Source organism: Nocardia sp. NPDC004068 (genome assembly GCF_042874315.1).
In the GTDB taxonomy this organism is placed as follows: Bacteria; Actinomycetota; Actinomycetes; order Mycobacteriales; family Mycobacteriaceae; genus Nocardia.
On the sequence record NZ_JBIAMW010000001.1, the window covers coordinates 302,972 to 316,902 of the forward strand.

General features: G+C 69.3%; 4 protein-coding genes and 1 pseudogene. 3 read left to right on the forward strand and 2 right to left on the reverse strand.

The window, feature by feature from the left end; translation table 11 throughout:
* The first annotated feature begins 270 nt into the window (after positions 1-270).
* The 3 genes and pseudogenes from ACFYTQ_RS01420 to ACFYTQ_RS01430 form a co-directional block, all read left to right on the forward strand.
* Positions 271-483, forward strand: coding sequence for an MbtH family protein (locus tag ACFYTQ_RS01420; protein ID WP_387356093.1), 213 nt, complete (start codon positions 271-273; stop codon positions 481-483).
* The gene (locus ACFYTQ_RS01425) at positions 480-5,639 is read left to right on the forward strand and encodes an amino acid adenylation domain-containing protein (RefSeq protein WP_387356095.1); all 5,160 of its coding nucleotides are present in this window, start codon (positions 480-482) and stop codon (positions 5,637-5,639) included. The genes ACFYTQ_RS01420 and ACFYTQ_RS01425 overlap by 4 nt, the downstream gene beginning before the upstream one ends.
* Positions 5,640-6,090: 451 nt before the next feature.
* Positions 6,091-6,231 (forward strand): annotated as a pseudogene (locus ACFYTQ_RS01430) (ribonuclease E/G); the annotation flags it as partial.
* Between the two features lie 69 nt (positions 6,232-6,300).
* Here ACFYTQ_RS01430 and ACFYTQ_RS01435 read toward each other — a convergent pair.
* On the reverse strand, positions 6,301-7,830 hold the full coding sequence (locus tag ACFYTQ_RS01435) for a serine hydrolase domain-containing protein (protein ID WP_387356097.1): 1,530 nt from the start codon (positions 7,828-7,830) through the stop codon (positions 6,301-6,303).
* Positions 7,820-13,927 (reverse strand): amino acid adenylation domain-containing protein, encoded by a 6,108-nt coding sequence (locus ACFYTQ_RS01440; protein WP_387356099.1) that lies wholly within the window; start codon positions 13,925-13,927, stop codon positions 7,820-7,822. The genes ACFYTQ_RS01435 and ACFYTQ_RS01440 overlap by 11 nt, the downstream gene beginning before the upstream one ends.
* Positions 13,928-13,931: the final 4 nt, after the last annotated feature.

Here is a 13,931-nt window from a genome sequence, read left to right on the forward strand (position 1 = left end):
GGGCGAGTACGGATCCGGTTCGGCGAGATCGAGTTCACCCCGCGGCGCTCGGCGTTCGGCTCGATTCGCGAGCGCGGGTTCGAGCCGGTTCCCGTACTCGCTCCGCGGCGGTGCGCGGATGTGTCCCCTGCCTTCGGCTTTCCGGGCACACGTCGGCAATCGTCCTGTCTCGAGCGTGACGGCGGCCTGGCGCACGATCGATTCCGGGCCCCCGCGGGCCGTTCCGCATCGACCGAAAGGGAGTGCCACGGTGACAGGTGGGTTCGGGCAATGAGCCGATTCGACGAGTATCTGGTGGTCCGCAACGACGTCGGACAGTATTCGGTCTGGCCCGCGTCCCGCCCACTGCCCGACGGCTGGCGGGCGACGGGCGCACGCGGCACCCGCCCTGAATGCCTGTCCCACATCGATACGGTGTGGACCGATATCCGGCCTCGCCGCACCGACGCCGGTGCCGCTCCCGGGCAGCGGGTCACCCCATGACGCCGGGAAAGTCGATCACGCCGGTCGACAGGTCGGCGCCGCTGCCGCTGTCGTTCGCTCAGCAGCGGCTGTGGTTCCTGGACCGTCTGATGCCGGGCAGCCCGTTCTACAACGTGCCGATGTCCTACCGCCTCTCCGGCCCGGTCGACGCCGACGTACTGCGGCGGGCCTTCGAACAATTGGTGGCCCGGCACGAGGTGCTGCGCACCGTCATCGCCGACGACGCGGGAGCACCACGGCAGGTGATCGGATCGCCCGGCCCGATGCCCGTGCCGGTGGTGGACGTCGCCGCCGCGCCCGATCCGGTCACCGCCGCGGCCGAACACGCGCTGCGAGAGGCACGGACCCCCTTCGACCTGGCCACGGGCCCGCTGCTGCGAGCGTGCCTGGTCCGGCTCGCCGCCGACGACCACGTCCTGCTGGTCACCCTGCACCACATCGTGACCGACGGCTGGTCCACCGGTGTCCTGCTACGCGACTTGAACGCCCTGTACGAATCCTGCCGGACCGGCACCCCACCCGACCTCCCCGAATTGCCCGTCCAATACGCGGATTTCGCGGTGTGGCAGCACGAGTGGCTGACCGGTGCGGCGCTGCGGGAACAGCTGGACTACTGGCGTGACCAACTGGCCGGGTTGACGGCATTGGAACTGCCGACCGATCACGCCCGTCCCGCCGTGCCGACCTTCGCCGGCGGCGCATACCATTTCGTGGTTCCCGCCGAGGTGACCCAGCGACTGCGCCTGCTGAGCCGGACCAATCGGGTCTCGCTGTTCATGACGCTGCTGTCGGTCTTCCAGGCACTGCTGGCGCGCGACACCGATTCCGACGACATCGCCGTCGGCACGCCGATCGCGGGACGTGCCCGCGCCGAGGTGGAGGAACTGATCGGATTCTTCGTCAACACCCTGGTGATCCGCACCGATTGCGGCGACGACCCGACCTTCACCCAACTGCTCGCCCGCACCCGCTCCGTGGCCCTGGGCGCCTACGCTCACCAGGATCTGCCGTTCGAACAGCTGGTCAACGAGCTGGCGCCGCACCGCGACCTGGCCCGAAACCCATTGACGCAGGTCATCTTCCAGCTGCTCAGCGCCCCCAGCGAGAAGCTCCGACTGGCGGGCGCGCAGGCCGAACCGTTCGGGATGGACACCGATATCGTCCGGTTCGACCTCGAACTGCATTTCGTCGACCACGGATTACACCTGACCGGCGCGCTGGTCTACGCGCGAGATCTGTTCGAGCGGTCCACGATCGAGCGTATCGCCGATCGCTACCTGCGGGTCCTCGACGCGGTGCTTGCCGATCCCGACATCCGCCTGTCGCGACTGAACCGGCTCTCCGAAGCCGAACAGCGCGCGCTCACCACCCGTAACGACACCGCGACCCCGCTGCCCGAAAACGCTACCCTGATTTCGCTCTTTCGCGCGCAGGCCGTTCGGACCCCGCACGCGGTGGCCGTCGTGTGCGGCGAGAACAGCCGTACCTACGCCGAACTGGACCGCGAGTCCGAGGTCGTGGCCCGGCGGCTGCGCGCCCGGGGCATCGGTCCCGGGGCGTTGGTCGGCGTCTGCCTCGATCGAGGTCTCGAGGCGATCGTCGCCATCCTCGCCGTGCTCCGATCCGGCGCCGGGTATCTGCCGCTCGACCCCGAATACCCGCTGCCCCGACTGGAATTCATGCTCGCCGACACCGGCGTCACCGCGGTCGTCTCGACCCGCGCGGCGCGGCCGGGCCTCACTGGTGTCGACTGGATCCTGCTGGACGACACAACGGAAGACAGTGCGCCGCAACCTCTTCCGGACCACACCGACCCCGGCGCGGTGGCCTATGTCATGTACACCTCGGGATCGACGGGAACCCCGAAGGGCGTCGCCGTCGAACACCGGTCCGTCATTCGGCTGGTCTGGAACGCCGATTACGCGGACCTCGGCCCCGGCACTGTGATGTTGCACGCGGCGCCGTTGACCTTCGACGCGACCACCTTCGAAATCTGGGGCCCGCTGTTGCACGGCGGACGGCTGGTCGTGTCCGGGGAACGAATTCCCACGGTCGCGGGCCTGCGAGAGCTGTTCGCGCGCAACGAGATAACCACCGCGTGGCTGACCTCGGCACTGTTCAACTCGATCGTCGACGCCGATCCCGCCGTTCTGGCAGGGCTGCGGGAGCTGCTGGTCGGCGGCGAAGCCTTATCGCGCGAACACATCGCCAAGGCCCGCCGAACGCATCCCCGGCTGAGGTTGATCAATGGATACGGCCCCACCGAATGCACGACATTCAGCTGCACCGCGACGGTGAACGACGAGCTGTTGGAGTGCAGGTCGATCCCCATCGGCCGCCCGATTCCCAACACCCGTGTGTACGTACTGGACGGCTTCGGCGACCCGGTGCCCGACGGGGTGGTCGGCGAACTGCATATCGGCGGGCCCGGGGTGGCGCGCGGGTACGTGAACAGGGGTGGTCTGACCGCGGACCGTTTCGTGCCCGATCCCTTCGGTCCGCCGGGCGGCCGACTGTACCGGACCGGAGATCTGGTCTGGTGGAATCCGCTGGGCCTTCTGGAATACGCGGGCCGGGTGGACCAGCAGGAGAAGGTCAACGGGTACCGCATCGAACCGGGTGAGGTCGAGGCCGCGTTGCTGGCCCATCCGGGAATCGAACGCGCGGCCGTCGTCGTGCGTGCGGATCGTCCGGGAGACCGGCGGTTGGTCGGCTATGTGATCGCCGATCCGGCGGCCGACGCCACCACCGACGAGGGCGACCTCGTCGAGCAGTGGCGAACCGTCTACGACGACCTGTACTCCGGGAGCGCCTATCTCGACGCCTCGGCCGAAACACCCTCGGATGCAGGCAAATTGGGTACCGACTTCAGCGGCTGGAACAGCAGCTACACCGGCGCGCCGATCGACGTGGCGCAGATGCGGGAATGGCGCGACGCCACCGTAGCCCGGATCCGGGCCTTGCGGCCGCGGCGGATTCTGGAGATCGGCGTCGGTTCCGGTCTGCTCCTCGCGCCGCTCGCGCCCGACAGCGCCGAATACTGGGCGACGGACTTCTCCGCCGTCGTGGTGGCCCGCCTGCGGGCCCAGATCGAAGGCGAGGACTGGGCATCACGAGTCCGGCTCGAACACCGCGCCGCCGACCGACTCGATGATCTGCCCACCGAGTATTTCGACACCATCATCGTGAATTCCGTGGTCCAGTACTTCCCGGGCGAACGGTATCTGCGCCGGGTTCTCGAACAAGCCGCGCGCCTGCTGACCCCCGGGGGCGCGGTGTTTCTCGGTGACATCCGCAACCTCGACCTGTTGCGCGAATTCACCACCGCGACGGAGATGACCAACGGTGGCCCCGGCGATTCGGATGCGTTGCGGCAGCGCGTATCCCGTGCCCTCGCCGCCGAACCCGAGTTGCTGCTGTCGCCCCGCTACTTCACGACGGTGGCCGGGTTCGACGCCGTGGACGTTCAGGTGAAGCGCGGTCTGTCGGTCAACGAGCTGACGCGGTACCGCTACGACGTCGTCCTGTCCCGCGAGCCGTCGAAACCATTGTCGCTGGCGGCGGCTCCCGCCGTGCGGTTCGAGGACGCGCGCGCGGTGCGGTCGGCATTGGCCGAAACATCCGAACTCCTGCGGGTGACCGACATTCCGCACGCGGGACTGATCGACGAAGTCTCCGCGGCCCGGACGATCTGGTCCGGTCGGCCGGACGAGACGGTCGAGAAGGCGGGGGCGGAGGCGATCCTGCCGCCGCTGTCGGAGCGCCCCGACGATCGGTTGCTGCCGGAGGATCTGCACGACATCGCCGCGAGAGAGGGCTTTTCGGCCGCCGTCACCTGGTCGTCGTGGCCCGGGTACCTCGAGGCCGTCTTCGCGCGTCGTGAACTGGCCGACGGTCGGCGCTTGACCGATGTGTTGCGCGTCGGCGACGACGATGAGCGCCCGCTCGCGAGCAAGCCCGAGCGCAGTCTGCTCGCCGCGCAGGCCATCCGTTTCCTGACCGGACGCCTCCCGAAGTACTTGGTGCCCACCGCGATAGTCGTGCTCGACGAATTCCCGTTGACCGCCAACGGGAAGCTGGACCGCGCGGCCCTGCCCGCACCCAGCTACCGCGGACAGGACGACTACCGGTCGCCCTCCACACCCGCCGAGGAGGTCCTGGCCGGAATCTACGCTCGCGTACTCGGTCTGGAACGCGTCGGCGTCGACGACTCCTTCTTCGACCTGGGCGGCAACTCCCTGCTCGCCATGCGAGTGGTCGCCGCGGTCCAGAACGCCTTCGGCACCGACCTGGCGGTCCGCGTCCTGTTCGAGGCGTCCTCGGTCGCCGAACTCGCGGCCCTCGTACAACGCGACGTCCGCCCCGCCCGCGTTCCCCCGTTGGAGACGATCCGAGGCGGCACCGGAACACCCCTGATCTGCGTCCACCCCGGCGGCGGCATGTCGATGTCCTACCGCACCTTGGCGCCCCATCTCGACTGTCCGATCACCGGCATCCGGCAGGTCCCCGACGCCGACGACCCGCGCCCGAAGTCGTTGCGCGCCATGGCCGAACGGTACGCCGATCTGATCCAGGCCGAGCATCCCGGCAACGCCTACCATCTCCTCGGCTGGTCCTTCGGCGGCGTGGTGGCCCACGAACTGGCCGTGGTCCTCCAGTCCCGCGGCGCCACCGTCACCTCCCTGACCCTCCTCGATTCCTACGTGGTCCCACCCGAACACCGCACCGAGACCTCCGACGACGACCTCGCCGCGCTGGTCCTCAACGGTTACCTCCTCGACGCGGACATCGACCTCCCCTCGGGGACCCGCCTCGACTACACCGACATCCTCGCCATAGCTACCCGCCAGGGCACCGCCGAATCCCTCCCCCCGGAGTGGCTGCTACGCACGATCCTCGACAACGTCCACGCCAACGTCGCCCTGGCCCACCACCACACCCCCCGCCGCTACAACGGCGACCTCACCGTGATCACAGCCCAGAACGGCCCCTTCACCCACCTGACCCCCCAAGCCTGGCAACCCCACATAACCGGCCGAATCACCACCCACCCCATCCCCTGCACCCACGGCACCATGCTCCACCCCCACGCCGTAACCCTCTACGCCCCACACCTCCGCACCCTGACCTCCACCGACACCACCCTCCAAACCTGATCCACGCCCGCGGTTCTGCTCTGTGCCTCGAGCCGCAACGCAATTGGGGCAGCCGATACCGCTGTATCTCGACCGCCATTCAGCGACAGCCCACCCGGCCCTCCAACTACCAACGCCGAGTCCATAGGCGGCCTCCACCGTCACCGCCAAAGAAGCCGCCCACCAAGCCATCCGGGATGACTCGTGCCCGCGGCCGGGAAGCGTCAACGACAGCGGTACATCAGGACACGATGACGTCTTCGAGCGTCGGAGCCGTACTTTCCGCTGCCATAGCTGTTGAGGCGCAACCACATTCAGAAGGCGCGTTCGGTCCGACCTTTGAAGACGGTGCTGACCTGCGGGCAAGAAGCGCAACGCCGTTCTCGTCTGTCCAGCTCGCCCTCGCTGCGATGTCCCTTACGTCGTGCTCGAGAGCAAGGAGCCCTACCGGATCCCAGAGCCTGCCAGGCACCTGGTCATCGACCACACCGACGCCATGACCGTCATCGACGTCGACACCGGCAAGTTCACCGGCGCGGGCTGCAGCAACCTCGAGGAGACAGTCACCCGCGACAACCTGGAGGCGGCCGACGAGGCACTTCGCGGGTCCCGCGATTTCACAACCGGATTCTCATGGCGATGGTTCGGCATGTCCGCCGCTACGGATCACGCCGCTGATTCCTCACGGGTGGGGGACGGCCAGAAACTCGACCGGGATGGGGAATTCGGGTGTGGTGTTGCCACATTCGAGGGCCCAGAGGGCGGCGGCGGGGCCTTGGCGCGTGGCGTGGGCGCGGAGGGAGTCGGGGTCGGGGGCCAAGGCTGATATCTGGTCTACGGCTGTGGTGAAGGCTGCTACGTCGGGGCCGGGTGGGGTGGAGCCGTCGGCGGGGCGGGTTGCTCGGGCCATGGCTTCTGTGGTGGCCTCGTCCCAGCGGTCGGTGACGCCCAGGGTGCCGTAGACGCGTTCGGCGGCCAAGGCGCCCATCCAGGCGGATGCCTCGCGGGTGGGGGTTTGGGCGGTGGTCTGGTGGATCGATGTGTGTTGGGGAGCAGCGAGTTTCGAGCGTTGGGCGGCGCGGGCCAGGCGCGGGGGGATGCCTTCGACCGCCCAGCGGCCCGCCCAGCCCGCGACGATTCCGGCGGCGTTGCGGTCGGCGGGGTTGTGCAGCTGCATCATGTCCCATTTGTTGGTCATCGCCACCACGATCAGGTCGCGGTGCGGGTAGACGCGGGCGTCCCACCACGAGCCCCAGGGGTAGGCCGCGGAATGGCCCCACCAGTAGCGTTCGCCGAGGCGTTGCGGGCTCCCCAGTTCGAGGGCGATTCCGGCCCAGGTGTCGGGGGTGACGGGACTGCTGCGGCTGATTCGGGGTTGCAGCATCTGCGCGAGGCTCGTGGGGGAGAGGATGCCGTCGCCCTTGGCGCTGCGCAGCAGCGATTGGAGCAGCCGCGCGTAGTCGGCCGGTGAGGTGACCAGTCCGGCAGCGGGGTATGTGGCGCTGTGCAATTCGGGGGTGGGGACGCACCATGGGCCGAAGCCCATGTATCCGACGGCCCGGTTCGCGCCCGCGCGCAACTCGTCCCAACGTCCGGGTGCGCTGTTCCCCGCGGGAAGAGCCGAGTCGGTCATGCCGAGCGGGCGCAGGATGTGGCGGTCGACGTACTCGTCGTACCGGGTTCCGCTGAGATGTTCGACAGCGCAACCGATCAGGGACATGCCCAGGCTGGAATACGCGTAGGTGCCGGGGGTGCCGCGCAGCGGTGACACGCCGCCGTATTCGGGGGTGGCGCCGATCGCGAGCCGTCGCGCGAAGTGGTCGGCGAACGGCCCAGGGTGGGTGAGGGTGGCGTCGATGAAGTCGGTTCGATAGCCGCCCTGGTGCGAGGCGAGCATGGCCGCCGAGATCGGCTCCGGGTCCGGGGGTCGCAATCCGCTGGGCAGGAAGTCGTTGATCGGTGCGTCGACGTCGATACAGCCCGCCTCGGCGAGCTGCATGAGCGCGATACCCAGGAGCGGCTTGCTGAGCGAGCCCGCGGGGCCCGAGCTGTCGGCCGTCATGGGCGTGAGTGCCGCCAGATCCGCGTAACCGGCCGCGAGCGAACGGAATTCGGTCGGCGTGGCCAGTGCGACCCCGACGCCGGGCGCGCCCGTGGCGGCGAGGATCTGGGGCAGGATGTGGGCGAGCGCGTCGGCCAGATCATCGAGCATGACTCGCGTTCACCTCCTCGTGAGTCGGGCCCGATGCGGGCGGTGTGGAAGTCGCGAAACCGCCACCGAATTCGCCCGCCAGCCGGATCGCGGCCACCGCGGCGCCGAGGCCGGGCGTGCCGGGATCGACGAGCGCGGTGACGGCGGCGGCGTAGGCGCGGCCGATCCGAGCGATGGCGGCCTCGGTGAATCGACCGGTGTCGTACATGAGCTGGGCCCAGGGCCGCTCGCCGTCCTCGACGATGAGGGTGAGTGGGTAGTTGTTCGAATCGTCGGCCCGCAATGCCTCCGGCGTCAGTCCACCCATCGCTGCCCGCACGGTGTCGTCGACGGGAAAGTTCTCGAACACCAGGACACTGTCGAACAACGAGGTTCCCCGCCGGACGGCGCTGTACCGAGCCACCTCGCCCAAAGGTGTGTGCTCCGAGGGCATGTGGGCTCGCTCGCGCTGCGTCTGTCGCAGCCACTCCCGGATCGGAATGTCTCCGTCGAGGCGGATCCGCACCGGCAAGGTGTTGATGACGGTTCCGATCATCGTCTCGATACCGGGCACCCCGGAACGGCCCGAGCTGGTGGCCCCGAAGACGACATCGTCGTGGCCGCTGTACGCGCTCAGGACCAGCCCCCAGCCCGCCTGGCACACCGTGTTCCGGGTCAGCCGGGCCTCGCGAACGAATCGGTCCAGCGCTGAACCGAACCCGTCCGGCAGCGGCACCTGGGTCAGCCGGTGTACGGGATCGCCGTCCGATCGACCGTTCTTCGCGCGTCGATCCGTGGGGCGAACGCTGTCGGCGACGGACGCCAAGGGCAGTGGGGTGGGCGTGGTGAAGCCGGACAGGTATCCGGTCCAGAAGGCTCGGTCGGGTCCAGTGGGACGGTGGATGTGCCAGGCGACGTAGTCGCGGAACCGTTGGCGGGCAGGCAGTTCCACGACGATGCCGTCGCGTTCCGCCCGGTACAGCGCCAGGACGTCCTCGATGAGCATCGCGCTGCTCCAGCCGTCCAGGAGAATGTGATGCGACTCCATGAGGACTCGCCACGTCGAGGACGTCAGGCGGATCAGGGTGATGCGCAGCGCCGCTTCCGCCGCGAGATCGAAGCCCCGGGTTCGCGCGGTCGCGAGCAGTCGGTCGAGACGGGCGGCGTGCTCTGCGACGGGATGAGTGGACCAATCCAGCCGTGTCACCTCCGGTGCGATGCGTTCGTCCACGACCTGAAGCGGACGATCGACCGTCGCCCACAACAATCGCGTGCGCAGCACCGGGTGCCGCCGCGCCGCCTCCCGCCAGGCGGCGGTGAAAGCGTCGGGATCGAGTTCGCCTATCTCCCAAGACATTCGGGTGGTGTACATGGCCGGCCCGGAGACCAGGCTGTGGAACAGGATGCCCTCCTGCACCGGGGTCAGGGGGTAGACGTCCTCGATTCCCCGACCGGAGCCGAACTCGCGAGCCAGCTCGGCGGTGGACAGCCCGGACAGGGGGTAGTCGGCGGCGATACGGCGGCCGGACTCCGGTCGTTCGGCGACCTCGGTCAAGGCTTCCAGCGCCGATATCGTTGCCGCGCCGACCTTCTCGATCGTGGCGCACTCGAATGCGGTGCTGTCGTAGCAGAAGTCGAAACGCAGCCGCCCGTCCCGCAGTTGTGCGACCACCTCCAAGGGGTAGGGGAGCGGCCGGTCGGGGGCGGCGGCCGCGCGCAGCGGGGCGCCGATCGGGACGACGACCGCGTTCCCGGTTCCGGCCGTGTCGGTGCGTCCCAGATAGTTGAGCTGAACCTGGGGCGTCGGCAGGTCGGCGAACGGATCGGTCGTCCGCAGGTGCCGCAGGACGCCGAATCCTGCCCGGTGGTCGGGTAGCGCGCGCATCGCTTCCTTCACCGCGACGAGGCAGTCCGCGGGGTCGGCCGCCGCGAGGGTGACGCCGAGGGGATGCACGCTGGTGAACCAGCCGACGGTACGGGTGAGGTCCAGATCCGAGAACATCGCGTCGCGGCCGTGTCCCTCGAGATCGATCACCTGCCGGGTCGCGCCCGTCCAATCCCGCAGGGCCATCAGCAGCGCGGTCAGCACGGCGTCGACGAGTCCGGCCCGGAAGGCGACCGGCAGTGCCGCCGAGAGCCTTCGAGTGTGCTCGGCACTCAGCTCGGATTCGACGATCCGCATGGCACCGCGCCGACCCGGTGCGACCGCGTCATCGCGGTCGCGCGGCAGGGGCGCGACCGGCCCCTCCAGCATCGCGCGCCAGCGGGGAAGGTCGTCGTCAGGCTCGGTGGTCCGGGCGTACTCCCGTAGCCGTACCGCCCAGTCTCGGTAGGACGACGTCTTGGCGGGCAGGCCCACCGGCGAAGCCGAGTCACGGCACAGTCGGTTCAGATCCTCGAGCAGCACTTGCCAGGACACGGCGTCGACGCACAGGTGGTGCACGGCCACTACGAGAATCTCGCCCGCCCGCACGGCGTTCAAAGCCCTGCCATCGCTCAGGTCGAACCGTGCGTGGGCGCGCTCGATCGCCTCCGATTCGGTTGCGGCGGAGAGAACTTCGAGACGGGCGCTCGGCCGGTGCGGGGCGATGGTTTGCCGCCATTGCCCGTCCGATCGGACGAAGCGCGCCCGCAGCAGATCGTGATGGGCGACCAGCCGATCCAGGGCGGCATCGACGACAGCGTCCGGCAGATCCTCATCAATTCGCAGCACCACGTATTGGGAGACCCAATCCGTCTCGGGATCACCGGCATTCAGGAAGTCGGCCTGGATCGGAGTCAGGGGCACCGGGCCGGTGAGCTCGCCCTGTTCGGCGACGGTGAGCGCGGGTGTCTCGGTGGCGCCCGCCGCCAGTTCGGCGACGGTCTGATAGCGGAACAACTGATTGGGAGACAGCCGAACTCCGGCCCGTTCGGCGCGGGTGGCCACCTCGATCGCCCGCAGCGAATCACCACCGAGCGCGAAGAAATTGTCGTGCACACCGATCTCGGCCACCCCGAGAACCGCGCACCACACCTCCGCGAGCAGCCGCTCGGCGGCGGTGCGCGGCGGGGTACGATCGCCGCCGCGTGGAGCCGGAGGGTCGGGCAGCGCCCGCTGATCGACCTTGCCGTTGGCGTTGAGCGGCAACTCGTCGAGCACCACGAACACGCTGGGCACCATGTACTCCGGCACCCGCTCGGACAGGTGCCCGCGCAACGACTCCGACAGTGCGCGTGGCTCGGCGTCGCCCGCCGCGACATAGCCGATCAGGCGTTTGGCGCCGGTGTGGTCCGCGCGCGCCACGACCACCGCGGCCCGGACCGCGGGATGGGTGCGCAGCTGCGCCTCGATCTCGCCCGGTTCGATCCGGAAGCCGCGCACCTTGACCTGGAAATCGCTGCGCCCCACGAACTCCAGATTCCCATCGGGCCATTGCCGCACCAGATCCCCGGTGCGATACATGCGCGCGCCCGCCGGGCCGAACGGGCAGGCGACGAATCGATCCGCGGTCAGCCGCACCCGGCCGAGATAGCCGCGCGCCAATTGCACACCCGCGACATACAATTCGCCGACCACGCCGGTCGGCACGGGCTGCAACCCGGCGTCGAGCACGTAGAGCCGGGTATTCCAGGTGGGCCGTCCCAGCGGAATCCGGTCCAGCCCCGGTACGAGCCGATGGAAATTGGTCTGCCCGGACACCTCCGCCGGGCCGTACTGGTTGTGCAACTCCGCTCGCGGGAACACCTCGTGGAAGCGGTTCACCAGATCGGGGGTGATCGCCTCGCCGCCGCAGTGCACCATCCGCAGCTCGTCGCAGGCGGCGGCCTCCGGTTCGGCCAGGAACGCGCGCAACATGGCGGGCACGAAATGCGCGATCGTGACCCGCTCGGCTCGCATCAGTCGCGCCAATTCCTTCGGATCGCGCTGATCCCCGGGCGGCGCCACCACCACGGTGGCCCCGGATGTCAACGGCCACAACACCTCCCACATGGAGGCGTCGAAGGTGAATGGGGCCTTCTGCAACAGCCGGTCGCCCGCGCCGAGCCGATACTCGTGCTGATCGCAGGCCAACAGGTTGGCCGGACCGCGGTGCGGGGTGACGATGCACTTGGGCGTGCCCGTGGAGCCGGAGGTGAAGACGGCGTGGGCGAGATTGTCCGGGCGGACATTCGTGACCGGCGCGGTGATCGGACCGTCGGCCAGCACGGTCAGTTCCCGATCGAGTTCGAGCACCGGCACACCCACCCGGCCCGCCAGCTCGGACGCGGCGTCGCTCAGCGCGATCAACGCCCGGGCGCCGGTAGCGTCCAATAGTTCGCGCAGGCGGGACGGCGGCTGGGCGGGATCGAGAATGGTCAGCGCCGCACCGCTTTTCAGAACACCGATCATGGCGACGATCGCCGGAGCCGACCGTTGCGCGCAGATCGCGACAATGTGTTCGGGACCCGCGCCCAGTGCCCGCAGGCGGTGGGCGAGGGCGTTGGCGTGCTCGTCGAGGCGGCGGTAGGTCAGCGATCCATCGGTGGCGATCACCGCCGGGTGGTCGGGCGTGCGGCGGGCCTGGGCGGCGAACAGCTCGTGCAGGCAGATCGGTTCGACGGGTCGATCGGTATCGTTGTGGGCCACCAGGATTCGGTGTTGCTCGTCGGCGCTGAGCAGCGGCAGCGCGGCGATCGGGGTGTCCGGGCGGTGGGCGGCCGACCGCAGCAGCGTCACGAAGCCGTCGGCGAACCGTTCGATGGTCGAGGCGTCGTACAGCTCGGTCGTGTACTCGACGCGGCCCACGAAACCGTCGGGCCCTTCGGCGATCGCCATCGCCAGGTCGAATTTGCTGGTGCCGGTGCCGGTAGGGAACGGCGTGCTGGTCACGCCGGGCAATGTGAAGACCTCCTCGGCGCCCGCCCCTTCGACCGCGGCCAGCTCGAGCTCGGGTGCGCTGTTGTTGAACCGCGACACCACCTGGAAGCTGATCTGGTGCAGCGGATGGGTGCTCAGCTGACGCGTCGGTTGCAGCCGGTCCACCAGAACGTCGAACGGTGCGCGCTGATGATCGAACGCCGCCAGCGCCGTATCCCGCGCCCGCCGCACCGCCTCCCGGAAGGTGGGCTCGCCGCTCAGATCCGTGCGCAGCACGATGTCGTTGACGAAGAACCCGACCAGCGCCTCGAGCTCCACCCGATCCCGCCCGGCGACCGGTGAACCCAGCACCACATCGTCCTCGCCGGTATAGCGGGACAACTGGACCGACAGCGCCGCGACCAACACCATGAACAGCGTCGCCCGCTCGGCGCGGGCGAGCTCCCGCAACCCGGCCGCCACATCGGCGGGCACGGTGAACATGTGCTCGGCGCCCTCGAACCGGGGCACCACCGGGCGGGGACGGTCCGGCGGCAGCGTCACCAATTGCGGTATGCCGGAGAGCTTCTCGACCCAGTAGTCGAGATCGGGCCGCCATTGCTCACGGGCCGAGGCGGACCGCTGCCACGCCGCGAAGTCGGCGTACTGGATCGGCGGCTCCGGCAACTCCGGCTCGACGCCGCGCCGGTAGGCGTCGTAGGCGACGCGCACCTCCCGGTAGATGATCGACAGCGACCAGCTGTCGGTGACGATGTGATGCATCGTCAACAACAGCACGTGGTCCTCCGCGCCCAGCTCCACTACCGAAACACGCAGCGGCGCATCCCGTTCCAGCTCGAAGGGACGCCGCGCCTCGTGGCGCGCCAGCTCGCGCGCCCAGCTCTCGCTCGACTCCCACGTGTGCCCGGCCTCGGTGAACCGGTGGACCGTGAGGGGGAACGGGGTCGGCGCGCCGATCACCTGCACCGGCTCGGCCCCGGCCATGCCCAGGGTGGTCCGCAGGATCTCGTGCCGGGCGACGAGCAGGGTGAACGCGTGCCGCACCGCGTCGATGTCGAGGCGGCCGCGGATGCGGTAGGCCATCGGCGCGTTGTAGACCTCCTTGCGCGGCAGCAGCCGGTCGAGCACCCACAATCGTTGTTGCGCATACGACATCGGCAGCGGGGCGGTGCGGTCGGCTCGCGGAATCGCGTCCGGTGCGGCGATGCCCGCCCGTTCGCGCAATCGGGCCAGCAGCAGGGTGCGCCGCGCGGCGGCGGCCTCGGGTGGCAGGGTCATCGGA

Coding starts and splice junctions, on each gene's coding strand:
- ACFYTQ_RS01420 (WP_387356093.1), top strand. CDS start 271: ATGAGCCGATTCGACGAGTATCTGGTGGTCCGCAACGACGTCGGACAG.
- ACFYTQ_RS01425 (WP_387356095.1), top strand. CDS start 480: ATGACGCCGGGAAAGTCGATCACGCCGGTCGACAGGTCGGCGCCGCTG.
- ACFYTQ_RS01435 (WP_387356097.1), bottom strand. CDS start 7,830: ATGCTCGATGATCTGGCCGACGCGCTCGCCCACATCCTGCCCCAGATC.
- ACFYTQ_RS01440 (WP_387356099.1), bottom strand. CDS start 13,927: ATGACCCTGCCACCCGAGGCCGCCGCCGCGCGGCGCACCCTGCTGCTG.